The sequence below is a fragment of the Lysinibacillus sp. JNUCC-52 genome, from assembly GCF_015999545.1.
Classification (GTDB): domain Bacteria; phylum Bacillota; class Bacilli; order Bacillales_A; family Planococcaceae; genus Lysinibacillus.
On sequence record NZ_CP065546.1, the window covers coordinates 1375539 to 1393527 of the forward strand.

A 17989-nucleotide genomic window follows, 5' to 3' on the forward strand; every position below is an offset into this window, starting at 1 on the left:
TCGTTATTGTTCTTCATTCGTTTCGTCGTTTTTATCATGACAACGCCAGCATATACCGTGGAAAGTTAGTCGGTGATCTTTTATAATAAAGTTCCAACGTTTCTCAACAACGGCTTCCACATCTTCAAGTAAGTCCTCTTGAATTTCATCTACAGCACCGCACTCGATACAAACTAGATGATGGTGGAAATGTGCAGCTCCTTCTTGGCGCAAATCATAGCGTGATACGCCATCACCAAAGTTGATTTTGTCGACGATTTTAAGCTCTGTTAGTAATTCTAATGTTCTATAAACAGTAGCCAGACCAATTTCAGGTGCCTTATCTTTTACTAAAAGATAGACATCCTCTGCACTTAAGTGGTCCTCTTCGTGCTCTAGCAAAACAGCAACTGTTGCTTCTCGCTGCGGCGTCAGCTTATAACTAGCACTATGCAACTGTTTTTTTATACGATCAATACGGCTTTCCATGTGACGCCCCCCTAAACTCATTTCATTATACCAAAGGAGTAAATCCTATTACAAGATAGTGATTAGATTTCAAGTACATTTATGCTTTTAGCTGTTACATTACTTGAGTACATACGATATTACGATAAACTCAGCAACTATTATGATGAAAAAAGCGATAAAATTCAACAAAATTGTCCGTCCATTCATCTTTTTCCCGATTTTTCGCTTCGACCAGGAGGGTACAAGTAAATTACATAATACTAGCAACAATATACAATAGATAAGCTGAAATGGAAACCACCAAATCGTATATAGCCAAAACGCCTCAAGTTTTTGTAGTAAAAATACGGAGCTAAATCCAAAAAAAGTTGCGCGTATTGCGACTGTAACACGTACTAAAACTTTTAAGACACTATGTGTAGCAAGTAACAATACAATGCCGACTGAAGCGGCGACAGGTAGCACTAAACGGAAAATAGATTGCCTGTCCACATCTGCTAAACGAGGTTCTATAAATAAAATAAAAGGCTCTGCGTTCGCCCCTCCAATAATATGAAAGCAGATGACGCCACAAACGAAGCTCACTGCAACAATTGATGCGTGATAAAATAGAGAAACCGTACGAGACATTAGCATGCTCCTTTTCTATCAAGGTTTTTACAGCTTATGCTCGTCCGCTTCTATTATGCTAAACTTTATTTATCTTGTTGCAAAGCAAACCAAAGTACTGCAAACGCTGTCTTGGCGTCATAAATACGTCCATCCGCGACCATCGCTTGTGCCTCTTCCAACGAAACTTCTAGTAATTCGACAAATTCATCTTCATCGAGTTCTGCTCTATTTTCAATCTGATATAAATCGGTCGCAACAAATAGGTGAATCACTTCATCCGCAAAGCCTGGTGAAGTAGCAAATGCTTGTAAATACTCAAATTGATGTGCGCCATAACCAGTCTCTTCTTCAAGCTCTCGACGTGCAGTATGAATCGGTTCTTCCCCTATTTCAAGTTTACCAGCAGGAATTTCTACAATAGAACGCTCAAGCGCTTTACGGTATTGTTCAACCATTACAAGCTTACCTTCGTTGGTGATGACAATGACAGCTACTGCTCCTGGGTGCTTAATAATTTCACGCTTAGCCGACTTGCCATTTGGTAATGTGACATCATCGACCTGTAACTTTACAATTTTCCCATCATAAATGGATGTCGTTTGTGTCGTTTTTTCTTCAAACTTTTTCATTGCCTATAACCTCGCTTGTTCTTCAGATATGTTCATTGTACCATTACAAGTAGAGAAATCGAAGGAGGGGCATTCGTATGAAAAAAAGACAGCTCGGTTCAAGTAATTTATATATTTCAGAAATTAGTTTAGGAGGTATGTCTCTTTCGACAGACAAACAAAAGGCAGCAGCCATCGTTGATATGGCTTTAGATGCTGGTATTAACTATATTGACACTGCCGATTTATATGATTTTGGTGCCAACGAACAAATTATTGGCTCCATTTTGGGCAAACGTCGACAAGATGTAATTGTAGCAACGAAAGTAGGCAATCGTTGGACAGAAGGTGTGGAAGGCTGGCATTGGGATGCCTCCCCTGCTTACATTCAAGAGGCGGTTTATAAAAGCCTAAAAAGACTCGGTACAGATTACATCGATGTCTATCAACTACATGGCGGCACAATAGAGGACGATTGGGATGGCATTATGGATACTTTTGAAAACTTGAAAAAAGAAGGTGTCATTCGCGAATATGGTATTTCCTCTATTCGACCAAATGTACTTAAACGTTTTCTACCTGCAAGCGCTGCAAAAAGTGTCATGATGCAATATAGTGCGTTAGATCGTCGCCCTGAAGAATGGCTAGATTTTATTGCGGGTGAAGGTGCTTCAGTAGTAACACGCGGTACCGTTGCAAAAGGCTTACTAACAAACACTTGGAAAGAACGCTTGCAACGCGTTGACGGTTATCAAACCTATACAGCAGATGAATTAACAGCGACATTAACTGACTTAGCAAACCACTATGAGGATTTACATGCATTCGGGCTTGCCTTTAATTTGAAGGAACATGCTATTGCTTCCACTGTGATTGGTGCTAGTTCACAGGAACAACTTGCCCAAACACTGACAGCCTATGAAAAAGTCAATGCCATTACCAACTTTGAAGTAGCCAACACGCTGACAAAAGCGGAACAATACGCAGATCACCGATGAAAAAATGGCTCGTTTTATTGCTCCTTTTAGTTATTCTCGCCATTTCCTCTAGCATGAGCTACGAACAACAGTCTATTATTCCTGAGCTAGAGGAACTGTTGGCTAATAAACCTTTTGAGGCACAACTGTCAGTATTAAAAATTCCATATTGGGATACCGTAGTGTCTGTTGAGGAGCGAGGCTACTTTGAATTTATAGAATTTCTAATTCGAAAATTCACCCATTTTATAGGTTTTGGCTGTATTGCGCTCGGAATCTACTTTGCATGGGGAAAACGACGTTTTGCTACGGGTGTCGCCATTGCTCTAACGGCAGTAATTGCAATGCTAGATGAATTCCGCCAAAGCTTTACACCTGGACGCACAATGAACGGGCAAGATGTCCTAGTCGATACAGCTGGCGCTATTGTTTTTATTAGCCTCGTCTTAGCCGTAAAGAAAATACGAATGCTAAAAAAATAAATTTCGTTGGGCTATCGGCGATTTTAAGCATTCTATCGGCGATTCTCACGGGGTTATCGGCGATTCTCGGCATTCTATCGGCGATTCCTGCCATTCTATCAGCGATTAACTAAAAAACAGTGAATCTCCCAAAAGAGATTCACTGTTTTTACTAATCTAAGACTAAAATTTAGAGCCTTTATCACCGTATTCGTTTAATAATTCTTCAAACGATTTGTTTTTCTCACGTTGCTTACGCTCAAAGGCTAGCTGTGCTTGACGCTCTTCCTCCGCTGCCTGTTCTTTTGCAGATAATGCTTGTTTTGCAGCTTTTAACTTCGCTAACACATCGCCACCTAGCTGATCGGCTAATGTAACAGCTTCTTGCTTTGGTAAACTAGCTGTGTGACGATTATCTACATGCTGTTGTTGTTTTCGTTTTTTTCCCATTGCTTTCACCTTCTTACTTACATTAAGGGCGTTGAACAATTGTTGCTACTCCTTGTCCACCACCGATACATAGTGTAGCAAGGCCTGTTTTTACATCACGCTTCTCCATCTCATGAAGAAGTGTAACTAAAATGCGCGCCCCACTTGCACCAATTGGGTGACCAAGAGCAATCGCTCCCCCGTTTACATTTAGTTTATCATGATTGAATGCTAGTTCGCGATCTACAGCAATTGATTGTGCTGCAAATGCTTCATTCGCTTCAATTAAATCTACATCTTCTAAAGATACATTTGCCTTTGCTAATGCTTTTTTCACCGCTGTTACTGGACCAGTACCCATAATGGACGGATCGACGCCTGAGCTCGCATTTGCCGAAATTTGGGCCATTGGCTTAAGCCCTAACTCTAATGCCTTTGCTTTTGACATCACTACAACTGCTGCTGCACCATCGTTAATGCCGGAAGCATTAGCTGCCGTTACTGAGCCGTCCTTTTTAAATGCAGGACGGAGCTTTGATAAAGATTCTGCTGTCACGCCTGCACGCGGAAATTCATCTCGATCAAATATAACAGCGTCGCCTTTTCGTTGTGGAATTTCTACAGCAACGATTTCATCATTAAATTTACCAGCAGCAATAGCCGCTTCTGCACGTTGCTGAGAACGTGCTGCAAAAGTATCTTGCTCCTCACGTGTAATTTCATACGCATCACATAAATTTTCCGCCGTAATGCCCATATGATAATCATTAAATGCACACCATAAACCATCATGAATCATCGTATCCACGACTTTTTGATCGCCCATGCGGAAGCCTTCACGTGCATTTTTCAGTACATACGGTGCTTGGCTCATATTTTCAAAACCACCAGCAACAATAATATCAGCATCCCCTGCTACAATTGCTTGTGCTGCTAAATGTACTGCTTTTAAGCCTGAGCCACATACTTTATTAATTGTTAAAGCAGGCACTGTATTTGGTAATCCTGCTGCTATTGATGCTTGACGAGCCGGATTTTGTCCAAGTCCAGCAGATAAAACATTCCCCATAATGACTTCATCGACTTGTTCACCTGCTACGCCAGCGCGCGCTAATGCTTCTTTAATAACGATACTTCCAAGAGTTGTTGCTGGCACATCCTTTAATGTTCCTTGGAATGAACCGATTGCAGTACGCACGGCACTAACAATCACTACCTCGTTTGTCATAATCATTCTCCCCTTTTCCCCGTTCAAAAATCAACACTGCATGCATATGCTACTAGCAGATAACTATATTTTAACAAATGTTTTGACGATTTTCGATAACAGAAATAATCGCAGTATTTCACAAGTTGTTGTAAAATGTTGTCGTGTTTTAAACAAACGTAGTTGGGAACATTACTATTAAGAAACGTGCATTTCCCTTTTAAGGACAAATGCCTAGACATACAAAGAAAGAAGTCGTGGAGGTATTGAAGATGAAAAAGAAAATGCTTTTATTTTCAGGTATTACAACGACGCTCGCCGCTGCTGCAACAGGGTTGTTCGGCTTTGCGCTTTCCAATAAATTAATGTACATTCAACAAAAAGACCCTGAATTTATTCGTGAACGCGAAACAACTGCCAAACGTTTTGACGAAGCTTGGTACAATAAAAATTTTAAATGCGAATTAAATATTGACTCCCCCAATGGTTACTCCATTCGCGGTATTATGTTCCAACCTCTGCAAACCAATAATACAATGATTATTTGTCACGGCGTTACAGAAAATAAAATCAACTCAGTCAAATACGCACGTCTTTTTGAACGACTAGGATACAACTCCGTAATTTTTGACCATCGAAGACATGGGGACTCGGGTGGTAAAACAACAAGCTATGGCTACTATGAAAAAAATGACTTAGATGCTGTTGTAAAAACCGTCAAAGCGATGATTGGTGATAATGCTATCCTTGGTATTCATGGCGAATCAATGGGTGCGGCAACAATGCTGTTGTATGCGGGAACAGTTGAAGATGGGGCAGATTTTTATATTGCTGATTGTGCCTTTTCAGATTTTTCCATGTTACTTAAACAAATTGCCAAGACAGAATTTAAATATGGTTCAATAATTCCAATTCGCTTCGCCGATTTCTTTATACGACTACGTGATGGGTATTCATTTAAAAGTGTAACGCCTTCTGAAGCTGTATCACACATCGAAAAGCCCGTTCTCTTTATCCATAGTATTCCAGATACATTTATTCCTGCTTCCATGTCACTCGATTTATATAATAAAAAGACGGGACAGAAAAAATTAAAGCTTTTTGACAAAGGTGCACATGCTCAATCCTTTAATGAAAATATGGCTGAATACGAAGATCTAATACATGACTTTTTAGAAAGTTTTATTTATCAAAAAATTAATTACGATTCTTCCTCTTCCAATGTCATCCCTTTTCATCGTTAAATGAAAAACCTTGCAAAGCAAAATGTCCATCTACATAACGGACACTTTACAATTTGCAAGGTTTTTTATTATTCTGCAAAAACGATATGCCATTCATCACGTTTTGCCAAAAATTCTTTTGCAAGCGCTTTTGCACCTTCAAGACTATGGCTTGCTGCCCAGCCACATTGCACTTCATTACATGCTGGTACAGCCGTTGCATTCGTCACATCAGTAAATGTTTTTTCTAAAATCGTAAGTAAGTCGTCATAATCATTATGATTAATCAACGATACATAAAAGCCTGTTTGACAACCCATTGGACTGAAATCGACAATATGGTCGGAATAATTGCGAATAAGATCTGCCGATAAATGCTCTAAAGAATGGAGTGCTGGCATTTCCATATGCTCCTTATTAGGTTGTTTGAAGCGAATATCGTATTTATAAACTTCATCGCCACTTTGTCCTACTTTTACACCAGCTAAACGTACATAAGGTGCTTTTACCTTCGTATGGTCTAAATCAAAACTTTCCACATTTGTTTTTTCGCGTTCCATTGCTAACAGCTCCTTTTCTTACAATACTAACTATTATAACGGGTTTTCTATGAAATGTGTAAATTTTTAAAATAGAATGATAATTAAATAGAAGTCTTACACCATTTTTCTAATTAATAACAATCTAAATCTTCTCCTTTTTGAAAAAATATTTTCTTTCTTTTATTTATCGTTTATCTAATACCCTATTTATAAAAGGTTTTATTATGTAAAAAAATTTTTCTTCTCATTTGGCAAAAAAATTTTCTGTATTTACTAACTTTTCTTGTAATAGTAGTATCATAGCAGTTTCAACTTTCTAGATCGCTGAAACCAATGGATGCGGGGGAACCAAATTTTTTGGATGAACATTCAATCCAAGGGGTGAATCCTTGTTAAGGTAGGGCTACTCAAAGGCCCGAATCCGTCAGCTAACCTCGTAAGCGTTAAATGAGAAGGAAGATGGAGCTTGTACTATTTGAAAATGATGTATCTACAGGTCTTAGGGCTTTAAAATACTTATGATCAATACAACCTCCAAAACTCCCCATCATTACTTTTTAATGAATTAGAAAGCGTGATGAAACAATCGTCGGTATCGCCATTTATTATGTTAGAGATAATTGAAAACGGATTCAACGTCACTAATCTACTAGCGGAATGCCCCGATTACTAAGTAAAAACGGAGGAAACCGATATGACTACTCAACAAGAGAAAAAAGGCATCTTTTATGGTTGGTGGATTGTAGTGGCATGTGTCATGATTATGACATTTTTATATGCACCAATTATTAATTTAGTGTCACTTTATACTGTCCCAGTAACGGAAGAATTGGGAATTGGACGGACTGAATTTATGACGTATTACACGATCATGGCTTTAGTATCCATGATTTTTTGCCCAATTGCTGGAAAAGTAATGCGGAAAATGGACATTCGTCTTTATTTGACGATATTTACAACGCTCGGCACCCTTTCCTATGTAGGATTTTCATTTGCGACGACTGCGATGCACTTTTACTTATTCGCAGTGCTAATGGGGGCTTCTTTGGCTGGAGCTGCTCTTATTCCAGCACCAGTATTAATTACAAATTGGTTTAACGAAAAACGTGGATTATGTTTAGGGATTGCACTAGCAGGGAGTGGTCTTGGTGGTGTCATTCTTAGCCCTATTCTAAACTGGCTTATTACAGATTACGGTTGGAGAAGTGCTTACCTCATTACAGGCATTTCAATGTTTGTGTTAATCGTACCTATGGCGTTGTTTGTTATTCGACTTAAGCCTGCAGATAAAGGGCTTGTTCCACTAGGGGAAATAAAAAATAGTGCGACTCCTTCACAATTAGTAGATGGGCTTTCACAAAGAGAAGCACTTAAATCTGTATCATTTTGGGCACTTTGTGCGGCAATTGTTGTCGGTGGTGTTGTCGTCAATGGGATGATTATTAACCTTGCGCCTTATTTAAAGGATATTGGTGGCACACCTCAACATGCTGCGTTATTACTCTCTTTAGGTTCAGCAATGGTAATTATCGGAAAGTTATTAGTCGGTCGCTTATACGATAAATTGGGTACCATTACGACATTACTTATTATTTGTGGTTCTGGTTTAGTAAGCTTTTTATTTTTAATGAGAGGTGACCTATTAATACCTGGTATCCTGTATACGATATTTACGGGATTTGGTGCGACGGCCGTTACAGTTACACCTGCTTACTTAACTTCATCCCTATTTGGGGAAAAAGAATATAGCGCAAAATTCGGGATTGTGTCGTTATTCTCCTCACTAGGCGCTGCACTGACACCAATTGTTTCAGGGGCCATTTATAATATTAATCATTCCTATGGATTACTGTTAAATGTCTTAATTGTACTTTCAATCGTTTTATTTGGATTGTTTGTCATTGCCATTAAAACAAAACCTAAAGTTAATACGACTTCAGATATAGAATATTCATTAGACTAGAGAGGTGTATTCATATGACGAAACATGAAACATTACTAATGGCGGAACATTTTCAAGAAGAATTCATTCAGCATCGTAGACATCTACATCAACATCCAGAGATTGGATTCGAACTACCGAATACAGTCGCTTACGTTGAAAAAACATTACTTTCTATGGGTCTAACACCTCAAAAAGTTGGGCAAGCGGGGCTTGTTGTGACGATTGGTAATGGCAATGGGAAAACAATTTTACTAAGAGGCGATATGGACGCATTACCGATGGAGGAAAACACGGATTTACCGTTTAAATCGACAAATGGATTTGCTCATACTTGTGGCCATGACATCCATACGACGTTTATGCTCGGCGCTGCGAAGCTTTTAAAAGAGAAAGAAAAAGATATCAAAGGTACTGTCAAAATCACGTTCCAGCCCGCCGAGGAAATTGGTCTTGGTGCAAGGAATATGATAGAAAATGGCTTACTCGAACATCCAAAAGTCGATGCTGCCCTTGCCCTCCATGTCACGCCAGATTTAGAAGTAGGGAAATTTGGCTACAAACCAGGCATCGCCGCTTCATCATTAGATGGCTTCTTTCTAAAAGTGCAAGGTAAAGGTGGACACAGCTCTGAGCCGCAAAATGCCATTGATCCATTAATGATTGTCAATGCGATTTACAATCAAATGAATACACTAGTTAGCAAGGAAATCGATCCTAAAGAAAGAGCGGTCCTCGTTATCGGTAAAATGGGTGGCGGTACAGTAGCAAATATTATTCCAGATACAGCCCATTTAGAAGCCACACTACGCTCTTTCAAACCAGAAGTTAGGGATCATCTATTTAATCGAGTTCAAGAAATTATAGATGCGACAGTGAAAATGATGCGTGGAACATATGAATTAAAGACTATCTCTACCCCATCACTATATAATAATGAAACATTGTGCGAACAAATCGTACCTTTTGTACAAGAAATTGTTGGCGAAAATCATTTACAAGTGGACGCTGAACCATTAGCTGGCACAGAAGATTTCTCTTACATTAGCCAGCAAGTGCCAACAATGTTTATGTGGGCAGGCTCCAATGGGTTAGGTGACAACAACTACCCATTACACAACCCTAATATTATTTTAGACGAAGGTGTTATTCCATTAGGGGTAGCAGTCGTTGTGCATAGTGCGATTAGCTGGTTAAATCAAGCTTAAAACTATCAACTTTCAAAAGTGTAGAAGGTAGACAAACTCAAAATATTTGAGTTCATCTACCTTCTTTTTCTAAAATGGTCATTGTATTTCCATAGGATGAATAGATATGTTTAGGAGCAATACGACAACAAAGCTGATTGCGACTAGTATTGTCACCGCCTTCCATTGGATTTTAAAATCACTCTTTTTCAGTAACAACAATTGATTGATAAAATGAAGGAAAAAAACGATTAGCAACACTACAACAAACTGAAATAGATAATTCATTTTTGTCACTCCTATCTTGAAAAACTGTGCGAAACCCTCTAATGTCTAGTCTTTATTTATATCGGACGTTGCTATCTCTTCTCGACAGTTCTATCTAGCAATTTCCCAATCACGGTTCGCAGATGTTCCTAAATATTCATCAGAGTAATTAGATTCTATTTCTTGTTGCGGGAATTTCTTTAAATACCATTGTTTCATTAGCACATAGTAAATAATTGCCGATAGAGGGAAACCAACGAAATACATATAATCAATATAGACAATCGCGAGTACACTACTAATGAGCCAAGCAAGCATACCTGCCACGTTTACGCCTCTATGGAATGTAAATTGCCCCTCCTGCCTATACAAATCTTTGACATGTAAACGGCGCTTGCGAAGGATATAGTAATCACAAATAATAACACCTGCTACAGCCGACATAATGGCACCGGAGTACCCTAAGAAACGGAATAACTGCTCTAAAATAATCCAAGGTTGAAACAATGTGCCGATAATTCCCGCTAATATGACACCCCATGTATAGGACAAATGAATGCGCGCACCGGCATTGACAAATGTTAACGACGCCGGAATTAAATTAGAAGCAGTATTCGTTGACCATTGCGCCAATATAACGAGCAATAAGATCATCACCATCACCCAACCTGTTGCAATTTGTTGCACGACTTCAATCGGATTCCAGTTGCCAGTGGCTAAAAAACTAACGGCACCAATAATACCGATAAAGGTTTGGACAGTTGGTAACGCTAATAAGTGAGGAATATAATTATTTTTATTGCGCCGGAACCAATTGCGCTCATTGACTGGTGCTTTTACGTAGCGCGTAATATTCGGAATATCTACGGCAAGTAAAGACCAAAAGCCCATATTTGCCGCCATAATGAGCAACCAAGTCGTTTCAGCTGTACTTCCTTCATACGTAAAAATATTTAACCCCTCTTCAGTAGCAATGCTCGATATTTTCACAAAAATCCAAATCGAAATTAAAATAATGGAAGGCGCAGCAATAACAGCAAATCGATCGATTGCTTTAATACCAATGGCCGTATTCACGATTTGCACAGCTGCAAATACAACATACCAGACAAACCAAGAATCAAAGCCTGTTAAATCTGCTACGATATAGTTGATGGCTGTGGCCCCAAGATATGTTTGAATACCAAACCAAATACAAGCAACGATCCCCCTTATTAACGACGGTATATGTACACCTACTGTGCCAAAAGGTGCTCTTAAATAAGCCGCAAACGATAAACCATGTTCAATCCCAATATCCCCGGTTAAACTAGCAACAATGGCGATTAATACATTAGCAACAAAAATAGCGCCTGCTAATTGCCAGAGTGTCATTGATTCAATACCATTAGCGCCAATTTGGAATGTGGCAATAATAACCGCCATCCCCACCCAAATATTAAAAAATCCTAGTCCTGTAATGATGCGATGCCTTCTTAAAGTGGGCACGATATCCTTTGTGATTAATGTGTTACGTTTCATAAATCTTCCCCCTGATTAAAACTTTATTCGCTTGGATGAAAAATGGCTTTATTTAAATCTCTTAAGTAAGGTACTTCTCTTCGTTGTTGAATGACTCGTTGTAAATCAATTGTTGCGACGATGCATTCATCTTCCTGTACAGCTTCGACTAAAACTTTGCCTTGTGGATCAATAATTCTACTTTTCCCACCAAATTGCGTTGATTGTTTTTCAATTCCTGAACGATTGGCTGCAATAACGTAACAGCCGTTTTCGATTGCTCTTGCTTTACTCGCAGTATCCCAGATGTAGTAACGCTGTTCGCCAAATGCCGAAGGGTAGATAAGGACATTGGCGCCTTGTAACGTTAATATTCTTGCGCCTTCTGGAAACCCGATTTCATAGCAAATTTGTAAACCAATCTTCAAATCTTCTTGATGGATAACAGCTAGTGCATCGCCTCTATTAAATCTAAGATTTTCTTGATCCCAAAGATGTGTTTTTCGATATTTGCCCAATATGCCATTTTTCGCTATAACAAAAGCGGTATCAAATATTGTGCCTCCGATTTCACCCCGTTCTAAAATACAGCCAATAATCGTGACTTCGTGTTGAGTCGCCATACGCTGTAAAAACTCGGTCGTTTCCCCTGGAATCGTCTCAGCATATTGCCAATCTTGTTCTTCCACCCGATAACCTGTATTAAATAATTCGGGTAATACAATGAGTGTTGCCTGTTGTTCAAGTGCTTGTGCTATTAATGTTTGCGCTTTTTGTAAATTGCCTTCTTTATTGCCTAGTTCACAATTCATTTGAATAGCTGCTACTACATGCTTCAAAGTCATCACTCCCCTTTAGTAATTTTTAGATTGCCGATATCATTCAATAATCCTCCTTTCCGATATAAAATTTCGAAGCAAAAATCGTGCCAACTTTTCATCAATTGACATATTGTTAAAGATGCACTTATACTGCGAATTTTTTAAAGGGAAAAATGGAAACTTTGTACCGAAGTTATGCATTTTGGCATAGTAGTAATGCAAATTCGTGTTTGTACTGGTAGAATATCTTGAATCGCGGGTAAAACTCGGGGTATCGAGGGTAAAAGCTCCTAAATCGCTGATAAAACTCGTCCTATCGCCGATAGATGCATCTAAATCGCTGGTAAAACCTGTGATATCGCCGATAGAAGCTCATGAATCGCTGATAAAACTCATCGTATCGCCGATAGAATAACGTATAGCCTGCACTGAGCGGAAAGTGACCGACATAAGGCACACCATCAGCACAACAAAAAAGTGTTAGATTGATCGCAGTCAATCTAACACTTTTCCTCTAACTATAAAATTCAATCTATAAATTTCAAAAATCTGTTATTCCATATATTTTCATAAAAATCAATTGTCTCTTGTGCTGACATAAATGGGTTATTAAGCGTAGAAGTCGCTTTACGTACCATAAAGTTTTCGTATCCTAAGCCATGTGCAAATTTAATCGTTGCATCCATACAGTACTCAGTTTGGGCGCCGCAAAATTCAATACGCTGTACAGCTAATTCGTCTAACATCGTTTTTAAGTTTGTTTTGTAAAATGAATTGGCATGTTCTTTTCTAACCAAATAGTCTTGCTCTTGCACATCTAAGTCTGCATGAATCGCCCAAAGTTCCTCTTCAGGTACGAGTTCTTCATCACAATGCTGCACAAAAATAATCGGTTTTTGCAGTTCCCGGTAGCACGCAATTCGATTATTTACTTTCGTAAGTAAACTTGGTAGTTCAACCAAATGCTCTGCACTAAAACATACACCATTTTGTAAATCGATGACGATTAAAACATCTGCATTAGCTTTCATTATTTTGCCTCTTTCATATTTAATTTATTGTTTAGGGACGTTATTACTAATAAATTTTCAATTGCGCCAAACTCCTTCTTACTCGGTCGTAATCGGCGTAAGTATTTACACATTTTAAACGTCATTACCTGCCCATGCCTTAACGTTTTCAAATTGGGCATGCGGACAGCGTTTTTTTAATTCTTCAATAAACCCCATTTTATTCTCCGTTAAAATCTTAATACGGCCAAAGCTTGTAGATTCCACACATAGCTCAAGTCCAATATCAGATGGTGTAATGCGATAGCCCGTAAATTTATCTTTTGTCGGCGCAACTTTTCTTATCGTGTGATAAGGTACGCGTCTTTTGAAGGGCCCACCTTTTATTAATAAATACTCCTTATAGAAAATACATTGAAGCGAAGTGCCGTACCACCAAACAATACCTCCAGCAACAAGAAAGAGAACAACAATCAACAGTAAAATAGGTAATGGTAATTGTTTATACAATGAAAGCAATGGAATTGAACCCATGATGACAACGACTAAAAAGATACCGATTAACAAAACCATGTTTACCTTTGTGCGAAAAACCATTCGTCCCTCCCCCTTTCTCCTTCCATTATATAGCATGTTTATCGAATATTAAATTTGGCCATTTTCCTACTAATGGTAGATTGATTCACTTCTAATAATTTTGCCATATCAACAGTTGATTGACATGTTGCAAAAGCCATTTGCAATAATTCCATTTCGGCATATTCTACACATTTTTTTAAAGGCATGATGTCCTTTACGAGAACAGACTTCTCCTTTTTATTTTCGTTTAGTGCCATTGCTAGTGTTTCACTTGTTAGATAATCGGAGTCACTCATGACATAACATCGTTCAATGACGTTTTGTAATTCTCTAATATTTCCAGGCCAGTTGTACGTTGTTAACTTATGTGCAAAGCTTGTATTGAATGTTTTGGCTGAATAATATTTGTTATTTAAATTCGTTAAAAAATGACTTGCTAAAGGCAGTATATCTTCTTTGCGGTCACGTAACGGCGGTACATGAATGGGGATAACATTTAAGCGATAATATAAATCCTCTCTAAAATTTCCTTTTGTCACTTCTTCAGCAAGATTTCGATGGGTTGCTGCGATAAACCGAACATTAATAGGGATTGTTTTGGCGCTACCAATTCGCTGTAGCGTTTTTTCTTGAATGACGCGAAGTAATTTTATTTGGAGTGCAGGTGGCATATCGCCAATTTCATCTAACAACAACGTACCGTTATGTGCTAGTTCAAATAAGCCGATTTTGCCTTCTCTATTTGCGCCAGTAAATGCACCTTTTTCATAGCCAAACAACTCGGATTCTAATAAATTTTCTGGAATAGCACTACAATTGATTTTCAAAAAAGGCTTCGTTTTACGCTCGCTCATGTTATGAATATAATTGGCAAAAACCTCTTTGCCGACACCTGTCTCTCCTAAAATTAAGACGGTCGAATCTACTGCTGCCACTCGTTTGGCAAGCGCTACTACCGCTTCGAGTTTCTTACTTTGATAGATAAGCGGGCTTATTGATTGGCTATCCTGTTGGCTCAGTTCATGTTGATAGTTATGAATTATACTTGTCAAATGATGGATTTCTTGTTGTAAATTTTTTATATTTGTAATGTCTCTAGAAGCATTGATTACCCGCATAATTTCGCCCTGCTTATTTTTAATAGGCGTTCCGACAACTAATAGCCTTTTATTATTTTTTGTTTGTTGGACCGTCGAAATTTTCTTGTTGTTTTCTAACACTAATCTTGTAATCGAAGGTTGGTACACCCCCTCCCTTTCCAACTCTAAAACATTTTTCCCTATTAGCTGTTCTTCACTTACCCCCCATAGTTGTTTACAAGCTGCACTTACCCGTAATGTTTTTCCTTGATGGTCAGATATATAAAGAGCATCATAGGTACACTTAAATATCGCATTTAATCCTTCACTCTCTTCTTTGTAGCGTTCATATTCATGTTGGTACGGCCATGTTAAATTGATAGAAACTAGTATGTAATATTTATCTTTATCTACAATCCTTGAAAAGAAATATTGATAGCTTTTGCTGGCACAAATAATATATTTCATTAACGGAATATCAGTCGACATGGATTTTCTTAATAACGGAAGTAATTTCCTATGGTTGATTATTTGTCGATTAAATTGAATGGCTTGTTGTGCTTTGGTATTTAGCATTTTAATAGAAAAATTTTCGTCATAAATAATGGATGCCAATGGCAGCTTTTCGATCGTTTCGGCAGAAATTTTTATATTTCCTAGCATAGTACCTCTCCATTCTTTAATTTTTTCAGCATTATAACATAAGCCCTATGCATTTGTGCATATTTTCTAAATTTTTTAAAAACTATATTACAAGCTTTCTTTTTTTCGTTAGACTAATGATAAAAATTTATAAAGGGATGGATGTAAGATGCGAAAAGAGATTTTAGTTGCCTATGGCATTGACGTGGATGCTGTTGCAGGTTGGTTAGGGTCTTACGGTGGTGAAGATTCCCCTGATGATATTTCACGTGGTTTATTTGCTGGGGAAGTTGGTACGCCAAGACTGTTAGATTTATTCGATAAACATAATATTAAAACGACTTGGTTTATTCCTGGCCATTCAATTGAAACGTTCCCACGGGAAATGAAAGATGTTTTTGAACGAGGGCATGAAATTGGCGCACATGGCTACTCCCATGAAAATCCTATTGCCATGACACCGAAACAAGAAGAACAAGTATTACTTAAATCAATTCAACTTATTGAAGAATTAACAGGAAAAAAACCGACCGGCTATGTGGCACCTTGGTGGGAATTTTCCAATGTAACGAATGAATTATTAATTAAGCATGGCATACAATACGATCACAGTTTAATGCACAATGATTTTACACCGTATTATGTACGTGTCGGTGATAAATGGACAAAAATTGACTATAGTAAACAAGCAGAAGAATGGATGAAGCCGTTAGAACGAGGCAAAGAAACCGATTTAATTGAAATTCCCGCCAACTGGTATTTGGATGATTTACCGCCGATGATGTTTATTAAAAAATCACCAAACAGTCATGGCTTTGTGAATCCGCACGATATCGAACAAATGTGGAAAGATCAATTCGATTGGGTTTACGAAAATATGGATTATGCTGTCTTTACGATGACAATCCATCCAGATGTTAGTGGGCGTCCACAAGTACTCCAAATGCATCATCGCCTTATCACTTATATTAATTCCCACGAACATATTCGGTGGGTTACATTTAATGATATTGCAAACGATTTCGCAAAACGGTATCCGCGCACATAAGGAGCAAGTGTATGTGTATTTTTTGCGGTGATTTTATTGCAAATGTTCATTGGACGGAGTTCAACAATGCTGTTACATCAGAAATTATCGTAGGTGAATTACAACGTGTTCGACAGCAAGCGAGAATAGAGCGCGTTCATTTCATCAATAAAATTTTAGTTTTCTATCAGTTAAAACTAACGGATTGGAATGGCAGTAAATTTATTCTTAGCGATTTAAAAGGCACTACGTCCATCGTCCATGATTTAGGTTCGTTATGGGCGGAAGTAGAAAAACGGATTGGCTATGCCATTGACCCACTGAACACTAACTTAATGGAAAAAATCGAATTGAGTGATGATAGATGAAAGCAACAAAAAAAGCCGTGACAATTATTACTGGTAGCTTAGGGAGCGGTAAAACGACATTACTGCAAAACTTATTAACGCATTATCGACTAACGGAAAATATCGCTGTTATCGTCAATGAGTTTGGCAAAGTTGGCTTAGATCATTATTTACTAAGACAAGCAGAAGAAAAAACGACATTACTTCAAGGTGGTTGTATTTGTTGTCAAGCGCGTGAAGATTTAGCGGAAGAATTGCAAAATTACTTATTTCTCTATGAACAAGGGGGTATTAAGTTTGATCGCATTATTATTGAAACAACGGGCTTAGCAGATCCCGCTCCGATTTTATTTACGATTATGACACATCCCATTTTACAGCATCACTTTGTCGTAGATGGAGTTATTACGACCGTCGATGCGAAAAACGGAGCGATGCAAGTACGCAATCACGAAACAACTGTAAAGCAAATCTCAGCAGCTGATACGGTCGCACTAACAAAAATCGATTTAGTAACGCAGGAAGAACTGGATTTTATTCGTGCTGAAATCGTAAGGATTAACCCAAGCTGTACAATACTTAATGTGGAAAAGGGCGATGTAGAGCCATCGATTTTACATGTAGCAAGAAAATATTCTAGCAACGTGTTACCTCGTAACGATCAGCTAGCACCACATACTTTACAATCGCATATTCAATCGATTTCTTTTGCTTTTTTACAACCTTTAAATTGGAATAGTTTTGGTGTATGGCTGAGCTTATTGCTCTACGCAAGAGGCGAAAACATTCTGCGCGTTAAAGGACTACTCGATGTCGGTGAAGCAGGGCCAATCGTCTTAAATGGCGTACAGCATATTATTCACCCTCCTATCCATTTACATGAATGGCCAGAAAATACGCAAGTTTCATATATTGTGTTCATTATGAAAGATATTTCTACTGAGGTATTGCAACAATCATTATTATCCTTCCAAACATTTCTCGGTACAAAAGTCGATTTACTACATGTTCACTCCCTATAGAATCCAAGAAAAAACGTGCTTAGCTAAAAATTGCTACTTTTAGTTAAGCACGCTTAC

20 protein-coding genes and 1 riboswitch are annotated in these 17989 nt (G+C 38.3%); of the genes, 8 read left to right on the plus strand and 12 right to left on the minus strand.

Annotated elements, in window-relative coordinates:
- Positions 1-3: 3 nt before the first annotated feature.
- From fur to JNUCC52_RS07185, 3 genes are all read right to left on the minus strand, one after another.
- The gene (gene fur, locus JNUCC52_RS07175) at positions 4-468 is read right to left on the minus strand and encodes a ferric iron uptake transcriptional regulator (protein WP_069510924.1); all 465 of its coding nucleotides are present in this window, start codon (positions 466-468) and stop codon (positions 4-6) included.
- A 99-nt stretch (positions 469-567) separates the two neighbouring features.
- Complete coding sequence (locus JNUCC52_RS07180; protein WP_228134421.1) at positions 568-1080, minus strand: hypothetical protein; 513 nt, start codon at positions 1078-1080, stop codon at positions 568-570.
- Positions 1081-1145: 65 nt separating this feature from the next.
- Complete coding sequence (locus JNUCC52_RS07185) at positions 1146-1691, minus strand: NUDIX domain-containing protein (RefSeq protein WP_173478257.1); 546 nt, start codon at positions 1689-1691, stop codon at positions 1146-1148.
- A 77-nt stretch (positions 1692-1768) separates the two neighbouring features.
- Here JNUCC52_RS07185 and JNUCC52_RS07190 point away from each other — a divergent pair, with 77 nt between their 5' ends.
- Entirely contained in the window at positions 1769-2668 is a 900-nt protein-coding gene (locus tag JNUCC52_RS07190; protein ID WP_173478256.1) for an aldo/keto reductase, read from the plus strand.
- A complete protein-coding gene (locus JNUCC52_RS07195) occupies positions 2665-3129 on the plus strand; it encodes a VanZ family protein (RefSeq protein ID WP_337981796.1) in 465 nt (154 codons plus the stop codon). The genes JNUCC52_RS07190 and JNUCC52_RS07195 overlap by 4 nt, the downstream gene beginning before the upstream one ends.
- Positions 3130-3291: 162 nt before the next feature.
- Here the strand turns inward: JNUCC52_RS07195 and JNUCC52_RS07200 are convergent, their stop codons facing one another.
- Together JNUCC52_RS07200 and JNUCC52_RS07205 are read right to left on the minus strand one after the other, a co-directional pair.
- The gene (locus JNUCC52_RS07200) at positions 3292-3558 is read right to left on the minus strand and encodes a YqkE family protein (protein WP_173478254.1); all 267 of its coding nucleotides are present in this window, start codon (positions 3556-3558) and stop codon (positions 3292-3294) included.
- A gap of 22 nt (positions 3559-3580) precedes the next feature.
- Positions 3581-4765, minus strand: coding sequence for an acetyl-CoA C-acetyltransferase (locus JNUCC52_RS07205; RefSeq protein WP_173478253.1), 1185 nt, complete (start codon positions 4763-4765; stop codon positions 3581-3583).
- 251 nt (positions 4766-5016) lie between these two features.
- Between JNUCC52_RS07205 and JNUCC52_RS07210 the strand changes: the two genes are divergently transcribed.
- Positions 5017-5988 carry an alpha/beta hydrolase gene (locus tag JNUCC52_RS07210; protein ID WP_337981797.1) on the plus strand — a complete coding sequence of 324 codons (972 nt, stop codon included), beginning with the start codon at positions 5017-5019 and terminating at the stop codon, positions 5986-5988.
- A gap of 68 nt (positions 5989-6056) precedes the next feature.
- Here the strand turns inward: JNUCC52_RS07210 and JNUCC52_RS07215 are convergent, their stop codons facing one another.
- Positions 6057-6527, minus strand: a complete 471-nt coding sequence (locus JNUCC52_RS07215; RefSeq protein ID WP_173478251.1) for an S-ribosylhomocysteine lyase — start codon at positions 6525-6527, stop codon at positions 6057-6059.
- Positions 6528-6821: 294 nt separating this feature from the next.
- Positions 6822-6968: riboswitch (cyclic di-AMP (ydaO/yuaA leader) on the plus strand.
- Between the two features lie 235 nt (positions 6969-7203).
- Here JNUCC52_RS07215 and JNUCC52_RS07220 point away from each other — a divergent pair.
- Together JNUCC52_RS07220 and JNUCC52_RS07225 are read left to right on the plus strand one after the other, a co-directional pair.
- On the plus strand, positions 7204-8472 hold the full coding sequence (locus JNUCC52_RS07220; RefSeq protein ID WP_173478250.1) for an MFS transporter: 1269 nt from the start codon (positions 7204-7206) through the stop codon (positions 8470-8472).
- 14 nt (positions 8473-8486) lie between these two features.
- On the plus strand, positions 8487-9659 hold the full coding sequence (locus JNUCC52_RS07225; RefSeq protein WP_337981798.1) for a M20 metallopeptidase family protein: 1173 nt from the start codon (positions 8487-8489) through the stop codon (positions 9657-9659).
- 78 nt (positions 9660-9737) lie between these two features.
- On the opposite strand, the gene JNUCC52_RS07230 is transcribed toward JNUCC52_RS07225, so the two are convergent.
- The 6 genes from JNUCC52_RS07230 to JNUCC52_RS07255 form a co-directional block, all read right to left on the minus strand.
- Complete coding sequence (locus JNUCC52_RS07230) at positions 9738-9926, minus strand: hypothetical protein (RefSeq protein ID WP_173478248.1); 189 nt, start codon at positions 9924-9926, stop codon at positions 9738-9740.
- A 90-nt stretch (positions 9927-10016) separates the two neighbouring features.
- The gene (locus JNUCC52_RS07235; protein WP_337981799.1) at positions 10017-11426 is read right to left on the minus strand and encodes an NCS1 family transporter; all 1410 of its coding nucleotides are present in this window, start codon (positions 11424-11426) and stop codon (positions 10017-10019) included.
- A gap of 23 nt (positions 11427-11449) precedes the next feature.
- Positions 11450-12244: a carbon-nitrogen hydrolase family protein gene (locus JNUCC52_RS07240; protein ID WP_443136911.1), complete on the minus strand. Its 795-nt coding sequence runs from the start codon at positions 12242-12244 to the stop codon at positions 11450-11452.
- Between the two features lie 509 nt (positions 12245-12753).
- The gene (locus JNUCC52_RS07245; protein WP_173478245.1) at positions 12754-13257 is read right to left on the minus strand and encodes a cysteine hydrolase family protein; all 504 of its coding nucleotides are present in this window, start codon (positions 13255-13257) and stop codon (positions 12754-12756) included.
- A 114-nt stretch (positions 13258-13371) separates the two neighbouring features.
- The gene (locus JNUCC52_RS07250) at positions 13372-13833 is read right to left on the minus strand and encodes a PH domain-containing protein (protein ID WP_173478244.1); all 462 of its coding nucleotides are present in this window, start codon (positions 13831-13833) and stop codon (positions 13372-13374) included.
- A 38-nt stretch (positions 13834-13871) separates the two neighbouring features.
- Positions 13872-15557 carry a sigma-54 interaction domain-containing protein gene (locus JNUCC52_RS07255; protein ID WP_337981801.1) on the minus strand — a complete coding sequence of 562 codons (1686 nt, stop codon included), beginning with the start codon at positions 15555-15557 and terminating at the stop codon, positions 13872-13874.
- A 148-nt stretch (positions 15558-15705) separates the two neighbouring features.
- Between JNUCC52_RS07255 and JNUCC52_RS07260 the strand changes: the two genes are divergently transcribed.
- From JNUCC52_RS07260 to JNUCC52_RS07270, 3 genes are read left to right on the plus strand one after another with little or no spacing between them, the layout of a single operon-like run.
- Positions 15706-16584 (plus strand): polysaccharide deacetylase family protein, encoded by an 879-nt coding sequence (locus JNUCC52_RS07260; protein ID WP_337981802.1) that lies wholly within the window; start codon positions 15706-15708, stop codon positions 16582-16584.
- A gap of 11 nt (positions 16585-16595) precedes the next feature.
- A complete protein-coding gene (locus tag JNUCC52_RS07265) occupies positions 16596-16931 on the plus strand; it encodes a hypothetical protein (protein WP_337981803.1) in 336 nt (111 codons plus the stop codon).
- Entirely contained in the window at positions 16928-17932 is a 1005-nt protein-coding gene (locus JNUCC52_RS07270) for a CobW family GTP-binding protein (RefSeq protein ID WP_337981804.1), read from the plus strand. Before JNUCC52_RS07265 ends, JNUCC52_RS07270 begins: the two co-directional genes overlap by 4 nt.
- The last annotated feature ends 57 nt before the right edge of the window (positions 17933-17989 follow it).

Excerpts from the sequence above, each read along its gene's own strand:
- fur (WP_069510924.1), bottom strand. The coding sequence starts at position 468 with ATGGAAAGCCGTATTGATCGTATAAAAAAACAGTTGCATAGTGCTAGT.
- JNUCC52_RS07180 (WP_228134421.1), bottom strand. The coding sequence starts at position 1,080 with ATGTCTCGTACGGTTTCTCTATTTTATCACGCATCAATTGTTGCAGTG.
- JNUCC52_RS07185 (WP_173478257.1), bottom strand. The coding sequence starts at position 1,691 with ATGAAAAAGTTTGAAGAAAAAACGACACAAACGACATCCATTTATGAT.
- JNUCC52_RS07190 (WP_173478256.1), top strand. The coding sequence starts at position 1,769 with ATGAAAAAAAGACAGCTCGGTTCAAGTAATTTATATATTTCAGAAATT.
- JNUCC52_RS07195 (WP_337981796.1), top strand. The coding sequence starts at position 2,665 with ATGAAAAAATGGCTCGTTTTATTGCTCCTTTTAGTTATTCTCGCCATT.
- JNUCC52_RS07200 (WP_173478254.1), bottom strand. The coding sequence starts at position 3,558 with ATGGGAAAAAAACGAAAACAACAACAGCATGTAGATAATCGTCACACA.
- JNUCC52_RS07205 (WP_173478253.1), bottom strand. The coding sequence starts at position 4,765 with ATGACAAACGAGGTAGTGATTGTTAGTGCCGTGCGTACTGCAATCGGT.
- JNUCC52_RS07210 (WP_337981797.1), top strand. The coding sequence starts at position 5,017 with ATGAAAAAGAAAATGCTTTTATTTTCAGGTATTACAACGACGCTCGCC.
- JNUCC52_RS07215 (WP_173478251.1), bottom strand. The coding sequence starts at position 6,527 with ATGGAACGCGAAAAAACAAATGTGGAAAGTTTTGATTTAGACCATACG.
- JNUCC52_RS07220 (WP_173478250.1), top strand. The coding sequence starts at position 7,204 with ATGACTACTCAACAAGAGAAAAAAGGCATCTTTTATGGTTGGTGGATT.
- JNUCC52_RS07225 (WP_337981798.1), top strand. The coding sequence starts at position 8,487 with ATGACGAAACATGAAACATTACTAATGGCGGAACATTTTCAAGAAGAA.
- JNUCC52_RS07230 (WP_173478248.1), bottom strand. The coding sequence starts at position 9,926 with ATGAATTATCTATTTCAGTTTGTTGTAGTGTTGCTAATCGTTTTTTTC.
- JNUCC52_RS07235 (WP_337981799.1), bottom strand. The coding sequence starts at position 11,426 with ATGAAACGTAACACATTAATCACAAAGGATATCGTGCCCACTTTAAGA.
- JNUCC52_RS07245 (WP_173478245.1), bottom strand. The coding sequence starts at position 13,257 with ATGAAAGCTAATGCAGATGTTTTAATCGTCATCGATTTACAAAATGGT.
- JNUCC52_RS07250 (WP_173478244.1), bottom strand. The coding sequence starts at position 13,833 with ATGGTTTTTCGCACAAAGGTAAACATGGTTTTGTTAATCGGTATCTTT.
- JNUCC52_RS07255 (WP_337981801.1), bottom strand. The coding sequence starts at position 15,557 with ATGCTAGGAAATATAAAAATTTCTGCCGAAACGATCGAAAAGCTGCCA.
- JNUCC52_RS07260 (WP_337981802.1), top strand. The coding sequence starts at position 15,706 with ATGCGAAAAGAGATTTTAGTTGCCTATGGCATTGACGTGGATGCTGTT.
- JNUCC52_RS07265 (WP_337981803.1), top strand. The coding sequence starts at position 16,596 with ATGTGTATTTTTTGCGGTGATTTTATTGCAAATGTTCATTGGACGGAG.
- JNUCC52_RS07270 (WP_337981804.1), top strand. The coding sequence starts at position 16,928 with ATGAAAGCAACAAAAAAAGCCGTGACAATTATTACTGGTAGCTTAGGG.